This window comes from Streptomyces roseofulvus (assembly GCF_039534915.1).
GTDB lineage: Bacteria > Actinomycetota > Actinomycetes > Streptomycetales > Streptomycetaceae > Streptomyces > Streptomyces roseofulvus.
This window is the reverse complement of record NZ_BAAAWE010000001.1, coordinates 1,499,651-1,516,058: the sequence shown is the minus strand read 5'-3', so window position 1 is coordinate 1,516,058 and position 16,408 is coordinate 1,499,651. Positions and strand designations below refer to the sequence as shown.

Here is a 16,408-nt window from a genome sequence, read left to right as displayed (position 1 = left end):
GCGCGTGAGCCCGCCGCCCGGCCGCACCCCGGCCCGGGCGGCGGGCTCACGCCGCCTCACCCCCCGTACGTCGCCTGCGCGTCCCCGAGCACGCGCGCGAAGTCCGCCGCCAGCCGATCCGCCGCGTCCGGCAGCAGCGTGGACGCGGTGATCCGTACGGCGGGCGGCGCGTCGATCCGGAACCGGGCACCCGCAGCCACCCACCAGCCGTGTGTCCGCAGCCCGTTGACCACCGCGGACTCGTCCCGGACCGGCACCCACACGTTCAGCCCCGTGGCCCCGACCGCGCGGATCCCGCGGGCGCCGAGCGCGTCGACCAGCGCCCGCCGCCGTTCCGCGTACGCGACCTCCCCCCGCGCCACGAGTCGTGCCACCTCCGGATCGGAGAACAGCCGGACCACGATCTCCTGGAGCACATGGCTGACCCAGCCGGAGGTCATCAGCATCCGGCCGTCGTGCCGGGCGAGCGTCACCGCGTCACCGGTGAGTCCGGCCCACCGCAGGTCCACGCCCAACCGCTTCGACACCGTGCGCACCTGCGCCCAGCGGGCCGGGCCGAGCGCGGCCACGGTGGGGGCCGGGGGAGCGTCGAGCTCGGCGAGGTAGTCGTCCTCGATCACGAGGACCTCGGGGAACTCCCGGAGCAGCGACCCCAGTTCGTCCCGCCGCTCCGGCGTGAGCGAGGCACCCGTGGGGCACTGCGCGCGGGGACTGAAGACGACCGCCCGCACCCCGGCCCGCAGCGCCGCCCGCAGCCCGTCCGGCGTGATCCCGGCAGGGTCGACGGCGACCGGCACCATCCGCAGCCCCAGCGCGGGCACCAGGTCCAGCAGGTGGTGGAAACCGGGGTCCTCGACGGCCACGGCGTCACCGGGCCGCAGCTCCACCGAGAGGAGCCGGGCGATGCAGTCGAGCGCCCCGTGCGCGAAGGTCACCCGCTCCGCGGGCACCCCGTCCCGCCGGAACCACGCCCGGGTCAGCTCCTCCAGGGCGGCGAGCCGCGGCGCGGCCCGGTGCGAGCCGTAGACCGGCCGCACCTCACCGGGCGGGTGGAGCACCGGCAGGAAAGCGGGATCGGGCAGACCGCTCGCCAGGTCCGTCAGACCCTCCGGCATCCGGGGAGGGCGACGGGACGCCACCGAGGGCGCCTCCGCCACCACCGTCCCGCCCCGGCCGCGGGTCACGACGAGCCCGCGCCCGCGCAGCTCCTTGTAGGCGGTCGCCACTGTGCCCGGACTGACCCCCAGATCGTCCGCCAGCTTCCGTACGGGAGGCAGGGCGTCGCCCGGCGCGAGCTCGCCCTCGGCCACGCCGCGCTCGACGGACGAGGCAATCCCCTTGGCCGTCGTTCCCTGGATCGAATATTGTGTTGCCACGTACAACACTATGTATCAATACATAACTCGCGTCAAGGGGGAACCACGTGAGCCGCCCGTCCTCATGGCACCGCACCGCACTCGACCGCATACCCGGAGGCCGCGACGGCCGCCGCATGCTCGTCGTCAGCATCATCGACAAGACGGGCACCGGCCTCTGGGCCGGCTGTACCGCCCTCTACTTCACCTACGTCTCCGGCCTGAGCCTCGCCCAGGTCGGTCTGCTCATGACGGTCTCCGGCGGCGTCGGCGTCGCCGGAGCCCCGCTCGCCGGCCTCCTCGCCGACCGCTTCCCCCTCGTCCGCGTCATCGCCGCCACCCAACTCATGCGCGGCGCCACCCTCCTCGCCCTCCTCACCACCGACCACTTCCTCCTCCTCACCCTGTACTCCGCACTCGGAGCCCTCCCCGACCGCGCGGGCAGCGTCCTCATCAAGCTCTACGCCGCCCGCCAGGCAGGCGCCGAACGCGTCCGCTACCAGGCCATCCAGCGCACCACCGTCAACCTCGGCTGGTCCATCGGAGGCGTCGGGGCCGCCGCAGCCCTCGCCACCGGCTCCACCCAGGCGTACACCTGGCTCCTGGTCGGCAACGTCCTCTCCTACCTCGCCATCGCCGCCCTCACCCTGCGCTGCGCCGAACCGCCCGTCCCCTCCCGCGTCGCCGCCACCGCGGGTGACGCCCCCCGCCCCAAGGCCTCCAGTCCATGGCGCGACCGCACCTTCCTCGGCTACACCGCCACCGACGCGGCCCTCTTCCTCGACGACACGATCCTCCAGGTCGCCATCCCCCTCTGGATCGTCCACGCCACCGACGCCCCCGTCGGCCTCGCCCCGCTCCTCCTGGTCCTCAACACCGTCCTCGTCGTCCTCTTCCAGGTCCCGCTCGCCCGCTTCGGCGCCACCACCCCCGCCGCCCGCCGCCTCCTCGTCCCCCTCACCGGCCTCTTCGTCGTCGGCACCGTCGCCCTCGCCGTCTCCGCCGCCGGTGGCCGCACCCTCGCCGTCGCCGCCCTCGCCGTCGCCGTCATCGCCCTCACCTTCGCCGAGATCCTCCACGCCACCTCCTCCTGGGAACTCTCCGTCGCCCTCGCCCCGGCCGACGCCCAGGGCGCCTACCTCGGAGTCCACGGCCTCGCCCAGTCCACGCAGCGCTTCGCCGGCCCCCTCCTCGTCACCGGCGTCATGACCGCCGGACCCCTCGCCTGGCCCCTGCTCGGCCTCGCCCTCGTCGCCGCCGGCGCGACCCAGCACCGCCTCATCCGCGACCGCGTCACCCCCGCCCGATCGTCACTGTCAGTGGCGACGGTTACGGTGAGTGAGCACTGATCGCCCGTGATCGGCGCACCACACCCGAAGGGGGAGCCATGACGACCACCACCACGAACCGCCTCCGCCGCGCCCTGCGCCGCGAGATCCCCAGCACCGTCGGCCTCCTCGCCGACGAACAGGACTTCGCGGCCATGCGCCGGTACCGCACCTTCGCCTTCGACGACCACACCACCTACCTCAAGGAGGTCGAAGGCCTCCTCAAATCCCTCGCCCGCCAAGGCACCCACACCACCGTCGCCCTCTTCGACCCCGACGAATACGCCTCCTACTGCGCCGAGACCGGCCTCGACGCCGACCACCCCGCCAGCCGCTGCCGCTTCACCGACCACCTGGCCACCACCGGCGCCCGGGTCACCTACACCGGACAGCCCCTCACCGTCCTCCTCCCCGAACTCGTCGACACCGCCGTCCGCCGCGCCACCTGGGAGTACGCCACCACCGTCCTGGCCACCGCCGGAGACTGCCCCGAGTGCGGCGTGGACCTCGGCCGCGACGCCTTCGACCGCGCCACCCGTCTGCTCCTCGACCTCCTCGACGGCGCGGGCACGGGCACGCACCACCTCGTCTGCAGCGTCCCCGCCGCCGACGACCAGCTGCTCGCGGTCCTCCACACCACCCGCGACGAGCACGGCACCAGCCACCACGACCCCACCGCGGCCACCGAGTTCGCCGCCGTCCTCGCCGCCGGCATCGTCCTCGCCTCCCCGGGCGGACTCGTCCTGCGCGCCACCCGCCCCGGCCGCCCCGACCGGCTCCACGGCTGGCGCCTCGCCGACGGCACCCTCAGCCCCCTCACCGAGGCCGAGGTCTTCGCCGCCTACTGCACCGACGCCCGCACCGGCGAACCCCTTCCCCCCGAGCACGGCGTCGACCACCGCGCCGGCTTCCTCCTCGCCCCCGGCCCCCACGAGCACCGCCCCGGCGCCTGCTGACCCCGGACACGACGGAGGGGCTCCCCGCCACCAGGTGACGGGAAGCCCCTCCGGACCACGCCCTACGACTCCGGGATCACTCCCCGGACAGCACCGCCTGCGCGGCCAGCCGCGCCTCGTGCGCCGTGTCCGCGGCACGCGCCGCGGCCGCCGCCCGCTCGCACTGCGCGAGCGTGTACTTCGCCAGCGTCGCCCGCACGTACGGGATCGACGCCGCACCCATCGACAGGGAGGTGACACCCAGACCCGTCAGCACACAGGCGAGCAGCGGGTCGGAGGCGGCCTCGCCACAGACACCACAGCTCTTGCCCTCGGCCTTGGCCGCCTCGGCGGACAGCGCCACCAGGTCGAGCAGCGCCGGCTGCCAGGGATCCTGCAGCCGGGACACCGCGCCCACCTGACGGTCGGCGGCGAAGGTGTACTGCGCCAGGTCGTTGGTGCCCAGCGACAGGAACTCGACCTCCTGGAGGATCGAGCGCGCGCGGAGCGCGGCGGACGGAATCTCCACCATCGCGCCGAACTTCGCCTGCAGCCCCGCCTCGCGGCACGCGTCGGCGAACGCCTTCGCGTCCGTCCGGTCGGCCACCATCGGCGCCATGACCTCCAGGTACACCGGCAGACCGGCGGCGGCCTTGGCCAGCGCGGTCAGCTGCGTCCCCAGCACCTCCGGGTGGTCGAGCAGCGACCGCAGACCCCGCACGCCCAGCGCCGGGTTCGGCTCGTCGGCGGGCGTCAGGAAGTCCAGCGGCTTGTCGGCACCGGCGTCGAGCACCCGCACGACCACGCGGCCCTCGGGGAACGCCTCCAGCACCTGCCGGTACGCCTCGATCTGCTTGTCCTCGGACGGAGCCCTCTTGCTGTCGTCCAGGAAGAGGAACTCGGTACGGAACAGACCGACGCCCTCGGCGCCCGCCTCCACCGCGGCCGGCACGTCCGCCGGGCCGCCGACGTTGGCGAGCAGCGGCACCTTGTGCCCGTCCGAGGTGGCGCCCGGACCGCTGGACGCGGACAGCGCGGCCTTCCGCTCCTCGGCGGCCCTGGTGAGCGTCGCCTTCTTGTCCTCGCTCGGGTTCACGAAGATCTCGCCGGTGGAGCCGTCCACCGCGATCTCCGTGCCCTCGGCCAGCTCACCGGCACCGGGCAGCGCCACGACGGCCGGCACCCCCAGGGCACGCGCCAGGATGGCGCTGTGGCTGGTCGGCCCGCCCTCCTCGGTCACGAACCCGAGCACCAGCGCCGGGTCGAGCAGCGCCGTGTCGGCCGGCGCCAGGTCCCGGGCGATGAGCACGTACGGCTCGTCGCTGTCCGGAACACCGGGCATCGGTACACCGAGCAGCCGGGCGACGATGCGGTTCCGCACGTCGTCCAGGTCGGCCACCCGGCCCGCCATGTACTCACCGGCACCCGCGAGCAGTTCGCGGTAGTGGGAGAAGGCGTCGTAGATGCCGCGCTCGGCCGTGCTGCCCACCGCGATCCTGCGGTCGACGTCGGCGATGAGCTCGGGGTCCTGGGCGATCATCGCCTGGGCCTCCAGCACCGCCTGGGCCTCGCCGCCGGCCAGATTGCCGCGCGCGATCAGGTCCGCGGCCACGGCCTCCACCGCCTGGCGGGCGCGCCCCTGTTCGCGCTCCGCCTCCTCGGCGGGAATCTGCTTGGCGGGCGGTTCGAGAACCGCCGTACCCATGTGCCGCACCTGGCCGATCGCCACGCCGTGGCTGACCCCGACGCCTCGCAGCGTTGTCTCCATCTCACCCGTCTCCGATAGAGCGGCGGCCGGTGCCGCCGCGTGTGTATGTCGTTCTCGCGCCCGTCCGACGACGGACCGCGCTCAGCTCCAGTCGAAGAGCTGGTCGCCGGCCTTCACGTCGCCGTCCTCGCGGACGCCGGAGAGCGAGTCGGCCGTGGCCTCGAGGGCGACGACGGGGCAGATGGGGGACTTGCCGGCGGCCTCGACCTCGGCGGGGTTCCACCGCACGACGGCCTGTCCGCGCGTCACGGTGTCCCCCTTGTTCACGAGCAGCTCGAAGCCCTGGCCGTTGAGCTGCACGGTGTCGATGCCGAGGTGCGTCAGCACGCCGTGTCCCTCGCCGTCCACCACCACGAAGGCGTGCGGGTGCATGGAGACGATGACCCCGTCGACGGGGGAGACCGCCTCGGAGGGCTCACGTACGGGATCGATGGCGGTGCCGGGCCCGACCATGGCACCGGAGAAGACCGGGTCGGGAACGTTGGCGAGACCGATGGCGCGTCCAGCGAGTGGCGACGTCACGGTTGACATGGGAAGCCTCCCAGGGGCGGAGATCGTGTGGCGCCGCCACACCTGTCCTGGGCGGCGCGTACTGTTCAGAAGCGTAAGTCATAAGAAGTCCCGGTTCCGCACGAGACGTACCACTTGGCGGACCTAGGGACTACCGGAAACGATTTGCCTCTACTGACGGTGGGATGTACTGTCGTACTCCTGCCTGACCCCAACGCGGCCTTGAGTCGTGGGTCGGCAGCACCATCAAGCCAGATCCTAGCCCCAGTGGTCTACACCTCTGCCTGCCCCGGTTCCTTCCGGTGAGCGCGGGGGAGTGGTCAGGGGGCCGGAGAAAGCCTGGTAATGTTTGACCCCGCCGGAAGGCCCCGAGAAAAACAATTCGGGACCGGAAAGCACCGAGGAAATCGGATCGGAAAGATCTGATAGAGTCGGAAACAGAGGAAGCGCCCGGAGGGCCTGGAAACAGGAACGAAGGAAGCGTCCGCACCTTGAGAACTCAACAGCGTGCCAAAAATCAACGCCAGATTAGTTGATACCCCGTCCAGCCGGTTTCGGTTGGTCGAGGTTCCTTTGAAACAAAACACAGCGAGGACGCTGTGGACGGTCGGTCTTATTCCGACCTGACCGTCCCGCTCAACGCGAGTGTTGAACCCGATCACGGGTACACATTCACGGAGAGTTTGATCCTGGCTCAGGACGAACGCTGGCGGCGTGCTTAACACATGCAAGTCGAACGATGAAGCCCTTCGGGGTGGATTAGTGGCGAACGGGTGAGTAACACGTGGGCAATCTGCCCTTCACTCTGGGACAAGCCCTGGAAACGGGGTCTAATACCGGATACGAGACGGGGAGGCATCTCCTCGTCTGGAAAGCTCCGGCGGTGAAGGATGAGCCCGCGGCCTATCAGCTTGTTGGTGGGGTAATGGCCTACCAAGGCGACGACGGGTAGCCGGCCTGAGAGGGCGACCGGCCACACTGGGACTGAGACACGGCCCAGACTCCTACGGGAGGCAGCAGTGGGGAATATTGCACAATGGGCGAAAGCCTGATGCAGCGACGCCGCGTGAGGGATGACGGCCTTCGGGTTGTAAACCTCTTTCAGCAGGGAAGAAGCGAAAGTGACGGTACCTGCAGAAGAAGCGCCGGCTAACTACGTGCCAGCAGCCGCGGTAATACGTAGGGCGCAAGCGTTGTCCGGAATTATTGGGCGTAAAGAGCTCGTAGGCGGCTTGTCACGTCGGGTGTGAAAGCCCGGGGCTTAACCCCGGGTCTGCATCCGATACGGGCAGGCTAGAGTGTGGTAGGGGAGATCGGAATTCCTGGTGTAGCGGTGAAATGCGCAGATATCAGGAGGAACACCGGTGGCGAAGGCGGATCTCTGGGCCATTACTGACGCTGAGGAGCGAAAGCGTGGGGAGCGAACAGGATTAGATACCCTGGTAGTCCACGCCGTAAACGTTGGGAACTAGGTGTTGGCGACATTCCACGTCGTCGGTGCCGCAGCTAACGCATTAAGTTCCCCGCCTGGGGAGTACGGCCGCAAGGCTAAAACTCAAAGGAATTGACGGGGGCCCGCACAAGCAGCGGAGCATGTGGCTTAATTCGACGCAACGCGAAGAACCTTACCAAGGCTTGACATATACCGGAAACATCCAGAGATGGGTGCCCCCTTGTGGTCGGTATACAGGTGGTGCATGGCTGTCGTCAGCTCGTGTCGTGAGATGTTGGGTTAAGTCCCGCAACGAGCGCAACCCTTGTCCTGTGTTGCCAGCATGCCCTTCGGGGTGATGGGGACTCACAGGAGACCGCCGGGGTCAACTCGGAGGAAGGTGGGGACGACGTCAAGTCATCATGCCCCTTATGTCTTGGGCTGCACACGTGCTACAATGGCCGGTACAAAGAGCTGCGATGCCGTGAGGCGGAGCGAATCTCAAAAAGCCGGTCTCAGTTCGGATTGGGGTCTGCAACTCGACCCCATGAAGTCGGAGTTGCTAGTAATCGCAGATCAGCATTGCTGCGGTGAATACGTTCCCGGGCCTTGTACACACCGCCCGTCACGTCACGAAAGTCGGTAACACCCGAAGCCGGTGGCCCAACCCCTTGTGGGAGGGAGCTGTCGAAGGTGGGACCAGCGATTGGGACGAAGTCGTAACAAGGTAGCCGTACCGGAAGGTGCGGCTGGATCACCTCCTTTCTAAGGAGCACAGTACCGATTGCAGGCAAACGTTCTGCACGGTCAGCTCATGGGTGGAACGTTGATTAGTTGGCACGATCACGAGAGTCCTTCACCAGTACTGCTTCGGCGTGGAACGTGACGAGATCTCAAGGGATCGTGCCTGGCACGTTGTTGGGTATCTGAGGGTACGGCCGCAAGGTTGTATCTTCGCGATGCCGGCCCCAGTGAACCTGGTCCTTAGTGGTCAGGGTGATGGGTGGCTGGTCGTTGCTTGAGAACTACACAGTGGACGCGAGCATCTGTGGCCAAGTTTTTAAGGGCGCACGGTGGATGCCTTGGCACCAGGAACCGATGAAGGACGTGGGAGGCCGCGATAGTCCCCGGGGAGTCGTCAACCAGGCTTTGATCCGGGGGTTTCCGAATGGGGAAACCCGGCAGTCGTCATGGGCTGTCACCCACTGCTGAACACATAGGCAGTGTGGAGGGAACGAGGGGAAGTGAAACATCTCAGTACCCTCAGGAAGAGAAAACAACCGTGATTCCGGGAGTAGTGGCGAGCGAAACCGGATGAGGCCAAACCGTATGCGTGTGATACCCGGCAGGGGTTGCGCATGCGGGGTTGTGGGATCTCTCTTCTGTCGTCTGCCGGCGACAGGACGAGTCAGAAACCGTATGGATAGTCGAAGGACATGCGAAAGGTCCGGCGTAGAGGGTAAGACCCCCGTAGACGAAATCTGTACGGCTCGTTTGAGAGACACCCAAGTAGCACGGGGCCCGAGAAATCCCGTGTGAATCTGGCGGGACCACCCGCTAAGCCTAAATATTCCCTGGTGACCGATAGCGGATAGTACCGTGAGGGAATGGTGAAAAGTACCGCGGGAGCGGAGTGAAATAGTACCTGAAACCGTGTGCCTACAAGCCGTGGGAGCGTCGGACACAAGCTTGCTTGTGTCTCGTGACTGCGTGCCTTTTGAAGAATGAGCCTGCGAGTTTGCGGTGTGTTGCGAGGTTAACCCGTGTGGGGAAGCCGTAGCGAAAGCGAGTCCGAATAGGGCGTTTCAGTAGCACGCTCAAGACCCGAAGCGGAGTGATCTAGCCATGGGCAGGTTGAAGCGGAGGTAAGACTTCGTGGAGGACCGAACCCACCAGGGTTGAAAACCTGGGGGATGACCTGTGGTTAGGGGTGAAAGGCCAATCAAACTCCGTGATAGCTGGTTCTCCCCGAAATGCATTTAGGTGCAGCGTCGTGTGTTTCTTGCCGGAGGTAGAGCACTGGATAGGCGATGGGCCCTACCGGGTTACTGACCTTAGCCAAACTCCGAATGCCGGTAAGTGAGAGCACGGCAGTGAGACTGTGGGGGATAAGCTCCATGGTCGAGAGGGAAACAGCCCAGAGCATCGACTAAGGCCCCTAAGCGTACGCTAAGTGGGAAAGGATGTGGAGTCGCAGAGACAACCAGGAGGTTGGCTTAGAAGCAGCCACCCTTGAAAGAGTGCGTAATAGCTCACTGGTCAAGTGATTCCGCGCCGACAATGTAGCGGGGCTCAAGCGTACCGCCGAAGTCGTGTCATTGCAGTACATACCCCCAACGGGGACTGTGATGGGTAGGGGAGCGTCGTGTGCCGGGTGAAGCAGCCGCGGAAGCGAGTTGTGGACGGTTCACGAGTGAGAATGCAGGCATGAGTAGCGATACACACGTGAGAAACGTGTGCGCCGATTGACTAAGGGTTCCTGGGTCAAGCTGATCTGCCCAGGGTAAGTCGGGACCTAAGGCGAGGCCGACAGGCGTAGTCGATGGACAACCGGTTGATATTCCGGTACCCGCTTTGAAACGCCCAATATCGAGCCCATTAATGCTAAGCCCGTGAAGCCGTTCCGGACCCTTCGGGGAAAGGAAAGTGGTGGAGCCGGCGAACCAAGGTGGTAGTAGGTAAGCGATGGGGTGACGCAGGAAGGTAGTCCAGCCCGGGCGGTGGTTGTCCCGGGGTAAGGGTGTAGGGCGTGTGATAGGCAAATCCGTCACACATTAAGCCTGAGACCTGATGCCGAGCCGATTGTGGTGAAGTGGATGATCCTATGCTGTCGAGAAAAGCCTCTAGCGAGTTTCATGGCGGCCCGTACCCTAAACCGACTCAGGTGGTCAGGTAGAGAATACCGAGGCGTTCGGGTGAACTATGGTTAAGGAACTCGGCAAAATGCCCCCGTAACTTCGGGAGAAGGGGGGCCACGCCTGGTGATCGGATTTACTCCGTGAGCTGGGGGTGGCCGCAGAGACCAGCGAGAAGCGACTGTTTACTAAAAACACAGGTCCGTGCGAAGCCGTAAGGCGATGTATACGGACTGACGCCTGCCCGGTGCTGGAACGTTAAGGGGACCGGTTAGTGACCTTTCGGGGTTGCGAAGCTGAGAACTTAAGCGCCAGTAAACGGCGGTGGTAACTATAACCATCCTAAGGTAGCGAAATTCCTTGTCGGGTAAGTTCCGACCTGCACGAATGGCGTAACGACTTCTCGACTGTCTCAACCATAGGCCCGGTGAAATTGCACTACGAGTAAAGATGCTCGTTTCGCGCAGCAGGACGGAAAGACCCCGGGACCTTTACTACAGTTTGATATTGGTGTTCGGTTCGGCTTGTGTAGGATAGGTGGGAGACTTTGAAGCAGCCACGCCAGTGGTTGTGGAGTCGCCGTTGAAATACCACTCTGGTCGTGCTGGATGTCTAACCTGGGTCCGTGATCCGGATCAGGGACAGTGTCTGATGGGTAGTTTAACTGGGGCGGTTGCCTCCCAAAGGGTAACGGAGGCGCCCAAAGGTTCCCTCAGCCTGGTTGGCAATCAGGTGTTGAGTGTAAGTGCACAAGGGAGCTTGACTGTGAGACCGACGGGTCGAGCAGGGACGAAAGTCGGGACTAGTGATCCGGCGGTGGCTTGTGGAAGCGCCGTCGCTCAACGGATAAAAGGTACCCCGGGGATAACAGGCTGATCTTCCCCAAGAGTCCATATCGACGGGATGGTTTGGCACCTCGATGTCGGCTCGTCGCATCCTGGGGCTGGAGTCGGTCCCAAGGGTTGGGCTGTTCGCCCATTAAAGCGGTACGCGAGCTGGGTTTAGAACGTCGTGAGACAGTTCGGTCCCTATCCGCTGTGCGCGTAGGAATATTGAGAAGGGCTGTCCCTAGTACGAGAGGACCGGGACGGACGAACCTCTGGTGTGCCAGTTGTCCTGCCAAGGGCATGGCTGGTTGGCTACGTTCGGGAGGGATAACCGCTGAAAGCATCTAAGCGGGAAGCCTGCTTCGAGATGAGTATTCCCACCTCCTTGAGAGGGTAAGGCTCCCAGTAGACGACTGGGTTGATAGGCCGGATGTGGAAGCCCAGTAATGGGTGGAGCTGACCGGTACTAATAGGCCGAGGGCTTGTCCTCAGTTGCTCGCGTCCACTGTGTTAGTTCTGAAGTAACGAACTCCCATGTTCCGGTTGAGTTCAACTTCATAGTGTTTCGGTGGTCATAGCGTTAGGGAAACGCCCGGTTACATTCCGAACCCGGAAGCTAAGCCTTTCAGCGCCGATGGTACTGCAGGGGGGACCCTGTGGGAGAGTAGGACGCCGCCGAACAATCATTGTGGGAAAGCCCCGCACCTTCTGGTGCGGGGCTTTTCTGCGTTCCGCTGGACCCGGTGGCCGGAGCCGGCCGGGACGGGAGGTAAGGTCAGGGGTCAACGTCAGTACGGTTCCGAGCAGGAGGCCCCCGGGTGGAGGTCCAGGAGACCGAGGTCCAGACGGACCGGGTCCTCACCATCCCCAACATTCTCAGCATGGCGCGACTTCTCGGCGTGCCGCTGTTCCTGTGGCTCATCCTCCGGCCGGAGTTCGGCGGGCCCAACAGTGATGTGTGGGCCCTGCTCGTGCTGATGCTCAGCGGCGTCAGCGACTACCTCGACGGCAAGCTCGCCCGGAAGTGGAACCAGATCAGCAGCCTCGGCCGGCTGCTCGACCCGGCCGCCGACCGGCTGTACATCCTGTCCACGCTGGTGGGGCTCACCTGGCGCGAGATCCTGCCCCTCTGGCTGACCGTCGTGCTTCTGGCGCGCGAAGTCATGCTGCTGGTCATGGTGGGAATCCTTCGCCGGCACGGCTACCCGCCGCCGCAGGTGAACTTCCTCGGGAAAGCTGCGACTTTCAACTTGATGTACGCGTTCCCGTTGCTGCTTCTCAGTGACGGAACCGGCTGGCTGGCGTCACTCGCTGAAGTTTTCGGATGGGCTTTCGCCGGATGGGGTACAACTCTGTATTGGTGGGCAGGGATCCTCTACGTGGTCCAGGTCCGCCGACTCGTGAAGGCGGATACCGCGGCCGATTGAGCCCGTCCGTCCCGCGCCGAGCAGCGTCGCCGGCGCGAACGAGGACGCCCCAGGGCGAGTGAGCGGACAGGGTTGGTCGGCAGGACCGTCGTCTCTTCAAGGAGGACGCTTCCGACATGAAGGCCGTCGTGATGGCCGGTGGCGAAGGAACCCGCCTTCGCCCCATGACCTCGAGCATGCCCAAGCCTCTTCTGCCGGTGGTGAACCGGCCGATCATGGAGCACGTCCTACGACTGCTCAAGAGGCACGGTCTCAACGAGACCGTCGTCACCGTCCAGTTCCTCGCCTCGCTCGTCCGGAACTACTTCGGCGACGGCGAGGAGCTCGGGATGGAGCTCACGTACGCCAATGAGGAGAAGCCTCTCGGCACAGCGGGCAGTGTGAAGAACGCCGAGGAAGCGTTGAAGGACGACGCCTTTCTCGTGATCTCGGGGGATGCCCTCACCGATTTCGACCTCACCGATCTCATCCGGTTCCACAAGGAGAAAGGCGCCCTCGTCACGGTCTGTCTGACCCGGGTCCCGAATCCTCTGGAATTCGGCATCACGATCGTCGACGAGGAAGGAAAGGTCGAGCGCTTTCTGGAGAAGCCGACCTGGGGACAGGTCTTCTCGGACACCGTGAACACCGGCATCTACGTCATGGAACCCGAGGTCTTCGACTACGTCGAAGCCGATGTGCCGGTCGACTGGTCCGGTGATGTCTTCCCGCGGCTGATGAAGGAGGGCAAGCCGATCTACGGCTATGTCGCCGAGGGCTACTGGGAGGACGTCGGCACCCACGAGAGCTACGTCAAGGCACAGGCCGACGTGCTGGAGGGCAAGGTCCAGGTCGACATCGACGGCTTCGAGATCTCGCCCGGCGTGTGGGTCGCCGAAGGCGCCGAGGTGCATCCCGACGCGGTGCTGCGCGGGCCGCTGTACATCGGGGACTACGCCAAGGTCGAGGCCGGCGCCGAGATCCGCGAGCACACCGTCATCGGCTCCAACGTGGTCGTGAAGAGCGGCGCCTTCCTGCACAAGGCGGTCGTCCACGACAACGTGTACATCGGGCAGCAGAGCAATCTCCGCGGCTGCGTCATCGGCAAGAACACCGACGTCATGCGGGCGGCCCGGATCGAGGACGGGGCCGTCATCGGCGACGAGTGCATGATCGGCGAGGAGTCGATCGTGCAGGGCAACGTGCGGGTGTACCCGTTCAAGACCATCGAGGCCGGTGCCTTCGTCAACACCTCGGTGATCTGGGAGTCCCGCGGACAGGCCCACCTCTTCGGGGCGCGCGGGGTCTCCGGGATCCTCAACGTGGAGATCACGCCCGAGCTCGCCGTCCGGCTGGCGGGGGCGTACGCGACCACGCTGAAGAAGGGCGCCACGGTCACCACCGCCCGTGACCACTCGCGCGGTGCGCGGGCCCTCAAGCGGGCCGTGATCTCCGCGCTCCAGGCCAGCGCCATCGACGTGCGGGACCTGGAGAACGTGCCGCTGCCCGTGGCCCGGCAGCAGACCGCGCGAGGGAGCGCCGGCGGGATCATGGTCCGTACCTCTCCCGGGGTGCCCGACTCGGTCGACATCATGTTCTTCGACGAGCGGGGCGCCGACCTGTCGCAGGCCCGGCAGCGGAAGCTGGACCGGGTGTACGCGCGGCAGGAGTACCGGCGGGCCTTCCCCGGCGAGATCGGCGACCTGTCCTTCCCGGCGAGCGTCTTCGACTCGTACACGGGGTCGCTGCTGCGGAACGTCGACACCAGCGGGATCGCCGAGGCCGGACTCAAGGTGGTCGTGGACGCGTCCAACGGGAGCGCGGGGCTCGTGCTGCCGAGCCTGCTCGGGCGGCTCCAGGTGGACTCGCTGACCATCAACCCGGGGCTCGACGAGTCGCGGCCGACCGAATCCATCGAGCGGCGGCGGGCCGGGCTCGTCCGGCTCGGGGAGATCGTGGCGTCGGCGCGGGCCGCGTTCGGCGTGCGGTTCGACCCGGTCGGCGAGCGGTTGTCGCTCGTCGACGAGCGGGGCCGGATCATCGAGGACGACCGGGCGCTGCTGGTGATGCTCGACCTGGTGGCGGCCGAGCGCCGGTCCGGGCGGGTGGCGCTGCCGGTCACCACGACCCGTATCGCCGAGCAGGTGGCGGCGTACCACGGCACTCAGGTCGAGTGGACGACCACCTCGCCCGACGACCTCACCCGAGTCGGCCGGCAGGAGTCGACCATCTTCGGTGGGGACGGGCGCGGCGGGTTCATCGTGCCCGAGTTCAGCAGCGTCTTCGACGGGGCCGCCGCCTTCGTGCGGCTCATCGGCCTTGTGGCGCGGACCCAGCTCACGCTGAGCCAGATCGACGCCCGGATCCCGCGCGCGCACGTCATCAAGCGGGACCTCGCGACGCCGTGGGCGGTGAAGGGGCTCGTGATGCGGCGGGTCGTCGAGGCGGCCGGCAGCAGGTCGGTGGACACCACCGACGGCGTGCGGGTCGTGGAGGCCGACGGGCGGTGGGTGATGGTGCTGCCGGACCCCGCCGAGGCCGTCACCCATCTGTGGGCCGAGGGGCCCGACGACACCTCCGCGCAGGCGCTGCTCGACGAGTGGGCGCAGGTGGTCGAGAGCGCGGGTCGCTGACCCGACGACGGGAAGGGCCGGGCGGCGGAGGCAGCGTGTCGCCCGGCCTTTCCCGGGGCCATTCGGCGGTACGGCGTGCGACGTGCGACGATGTGCGGCATGTCGCAGCAGCCCCCCGTTCGGAGCACCGGATCTCCGCCCCCGCGCCCGGACGCGTCGATGTCGCTGCTGAACAACGTCATCGACCACGCGCTGGACGACGGGTACGCGGAGGCGACCGCCCGGCGTGAGGCCGAGGGCGGCGCGCTGCCCAAGCCACTGCGGGCGAAGCTCGGTCTCGCGGCCGGTCTGGTGCTCGCCGCCGCCGTGGTGACCGTCGGCGCCGCCGAGGCCCGCGTCTCGGCGCCCGTCGTCGCCAAGGAGCGGCAGGAGCTCATCGACCGGATCGAGGGCGAGAACCGGGCGGCCGACGACCTGGAGCGGGACGTCGAGCGGATCCGCGCGGAGGTCGGCGAACGGCAGCGGGTGGCGCTCGAACAGCACGGCGGCGACCAGGCCGAACTGGTCGCGCTGCTCTCCGGCGCCACGCCCGTGCAGGGCCCGGGCGTGAAGCTCGTGGTCGACGACGCCAAGGGCTCCGACGGCGGGGGCGGCGGGCCGCGGGAGAGCGCCGGATTCTCCGACACCGGGCGGGTCCGCGACCGTGACATGCAGCGGGTGATCAACGGACTGTGGGAGTCGGGCGCGGAGGCCGTGTCGATCAACGGACAGCGGCTGACCTCGCTCTCGGCGATCCGGGCGGCCGGCGACGCCATACTCGTCGACAACCGGCCGCTGGTGCCGCCGTACACCGTCCTCGCCGTCGGCGACGGGCAGCGGCTGAGCACCGCCTTCCAGGACAGCGCGGACGGGCAGTACCTGCACGCGCTGGTGGAGAACTTCGGGATCCGCAGCAGCATCTCGGCCGAGGGCGAGCTGAGCCTGCCGGCCGCGCCGAGCCTGATCGTACGTACAGCTGAGCCGAGGGGGGCCGGGGCGGCGCAGCCGACCGACGGCGCCACGGCGGACAAGGGGAAGGCAACATCGTGATCGCCGTACTGGGCCTGATCGTCGGAGTCGTGGCGGGACTGCTGGTCCGGCCCGAGATCCCGGCGGTCGTCGAGCCCTATCTCCCGATCGCCGTGGTCGCCGCCCTCGACGCGGTCTTCGGCGGCCTGCGGGCCATGCTCGACGGGATCTTCGTCGACAAGGTCTTCGTCGTCTCCTTCCTCTCCAACGTGGTCGTGGCCGCGCTGATCGTCTTCCTCGGCGACAAGCTCGGCGTCGGCGCGCAGCTGTCCACCGGTGTCGTCGTCGTGCTCGGCATCCGGATCTTCTCCAACGCGGCCGCGATCCGCCGCCATGTCTTCCGGGCGTGAG

General features: G+C 67.0%; 9 protein-coding genes and 3 rRNA genes. 9 read left to right on the top strand and 3 right to left on the bottom strand.

The genetic code is table 11. The features are described 5' to 3' along the window. Positions 1–56: 56 nt before the first annotated feature. Complete coding sequence (locus ABFY03_RS06945) at positions 57–1,376, bottom strand: aminotransferase class I/II-fold pyridoxal phosphate-dependent enzyme (RefSeq protein WP_346169490.1); 1,320 nt, start codon at positions 1,374–1,376, stop codon at positions 57–59. 47 nt (positions 1,377–1,423) lie between these two features. Here ABFY03_RS06945 and ABFY03_RS06940 point away from each other — a divergent pair, with 47 nt between their 5' ends. Then, positions 1,424–2,704 carry an MFS transporter gene (locus tag ABFY03_RS06940; protein WP_346169489.1) on the top strand — a complete coding sequence of 427 codons (1,281 nt, stop codon included), beginning with the start codon at positions 1,424–1,426 and terminating at the stop codon, positions 2,702–2,704. 38 nt (positions 2,705–2,742) lie between these two features. Further along, entirely contained in the window at positions 2,743–3,639 is an 897-nt protein-coding gene (locus ABFY03_RS06935) for a hypothetical protein (protein ID WP_346169488.1), read from the top strand. A 76-nt stretch (positions 3,640–3,715) separates the two neighbouring features. Here the strand turns inward: ABFY03_RS06935 and ptsP are convergent, their stop codons facing one another. Both ptsP and ABFY03_RS06925 read right to left on the bottom strand, forming a co-directional pair. Next, a complete protein-coding gene (ptsP, locus tag ABFY03_RS06930) occupies positions 3,716–5,386 on the bottom strand; it encodes a phosphoenolpyruvate--protein phosphotransferase (RefSeq protein WP_346169487.1) in 1,671 nt (556 codons plus the stop codon). Positions 5,387–5,467: 81 nt separating this feature from the next. Continuing rightward, positions 5,468–5,917, bottom strand: a complete 450-nt coding sequence (locus tag ABFY03_RS06925) for a PTS sugar transporter subunit IIA (RefSeq protein WP_319009726.1) — start codon at positions 5,915–5,917, stop codon at positions 5,468–5,470. Positions 5,918–6,567: 650 nt separating this feature from the next. Here ABFY03_RS06925 and ABFY03_RS06920 point away from each other — a divergent pair. The 7 genes from ABFY03_RS06920 to ABFY03_RS06890 all read left to right on the top strand — a co-directional run bounded on the left by ABFY03_RS06920 (position 6,568) and on the right by ABFY03_RS06890 (position 16,407). Beyond that, positions 6,568–8,093, top strand: a 16S ribosomal RNA gene (locus ABFY03_RS06920). 285 nt (positions 8,094–8,378) lie between these two features. Continuing rightward, positions 8,379–11,500: ribosomal RNA gene (locus ABFY03_RS06915) — 23S ribosomal RNA — on the top strand. 74 nt (positions 11,501–11,574) lie between these two features. Beyond that, a 5S ribosomal RNA gene (gene rrf, locus ABFY03_RS06910) occupies positions 11,575–11,691 on the top strand. Together the 16S, 23S and 5S rRNA genes form the textbook arrangement of a ribosomal RNA operon. Positions 11,692–11,828: 137 nt before the next feature. Further along, positions 11,829–12,437 carry a cardiolipin synthase ClsA gene (clsA, locus tag ABFY03_RS06905; RefSeq protein ID WP_319007772.1) on the top strand — a complete coding sequence of 203 codons (609 nt, stop codon included), beginning with the start codon at positions 11,829–11,831 and terminating at the stop codon, positions 12,435–12,437. A gap of 116 nt (positions 12,438–12,553) precedes the next feature. Beyond that, positions 12,554–15,049 carry a mannose-1-phosphate guanyltransferase gene (locus ABFY03_RS06900; protein ID WP_319007773.1) on the top strand — a complete coding sequence of 832 codons (2,496 nt, stop codon included), beginning with the start codon at positions 12,554–12,556 and terminating at the stop codon, positions 15,047–15,049. A 99-nt stretch (positions 15,050–15,148) separates the two neighbouring features. Beyond that, positions 15,149–16,078 (top strand): DUF881 domain-containing protein, encoded by a 930-nt coding sequence (locus ABFY03_RS06895; RefSeq protein WP_346169486.1) that lies wholly within the window; start codon positions 15,149–15,151, stop codon positions 16,076–16,078. Next, positions 16,075–16,407: a small basic family protein gene (locus ABFY03_RS06890; protein ID WP_030492461.1), complete on the top strand. Its 333-nt coding sequence runs from the start codon at positions 16,075–16,077 to the stop codon at positions 16,405–16,407. The genes ABFY03_RS06895 and ABFY03_RS06890 overlap by 4 nt, the downstream gene beginning before the upstream one ends. Position 16,408: the final 1 nt, after the last annotated feature.

What these genes read in the sequence shown, in the direction of transcription:
- ABFY03_RS06935 (WP_346169488.1), top strand. Translation starts at nt 2,743, where the DNA reads ATGACGACCACCACCACGAACCGCCTCCGCCGCGCCCTGCGCCGCGAG.
- ptsP (WP_346169487.1), bottom strand. Translation starts at nt 5,386, where the DNA reads ATGGAGACAACGCTGCGAGGCGTCGGGGTCAGCCACGGCGTGGCGATC.
- ABFY03_RS06925 (WP_319009726.1), bottom strand. Translation starts at nt 5,917, where the DNA reads ATGTCAACCGTGACGTCGCCACTCGCTGGACGCGCCATCGGTCTCGCC.
- ABFY03_RS06900 (WP_319007773.1), top strand. Translation starts at nt 12,554, where the DNA reads ATGAAGGCCGTCGTGATGGCCGGTGGCGAAGGAACCCGCCTTCGCCCC.
- ABFY03_RS06895 (WP_346169486.1), top strand. Translation starts at nt 15,149, where the DNA reads ATGTCGCAGCAGCCCCCCGTTCGGAGCACCGGATCTCCGCCCCCGCGC.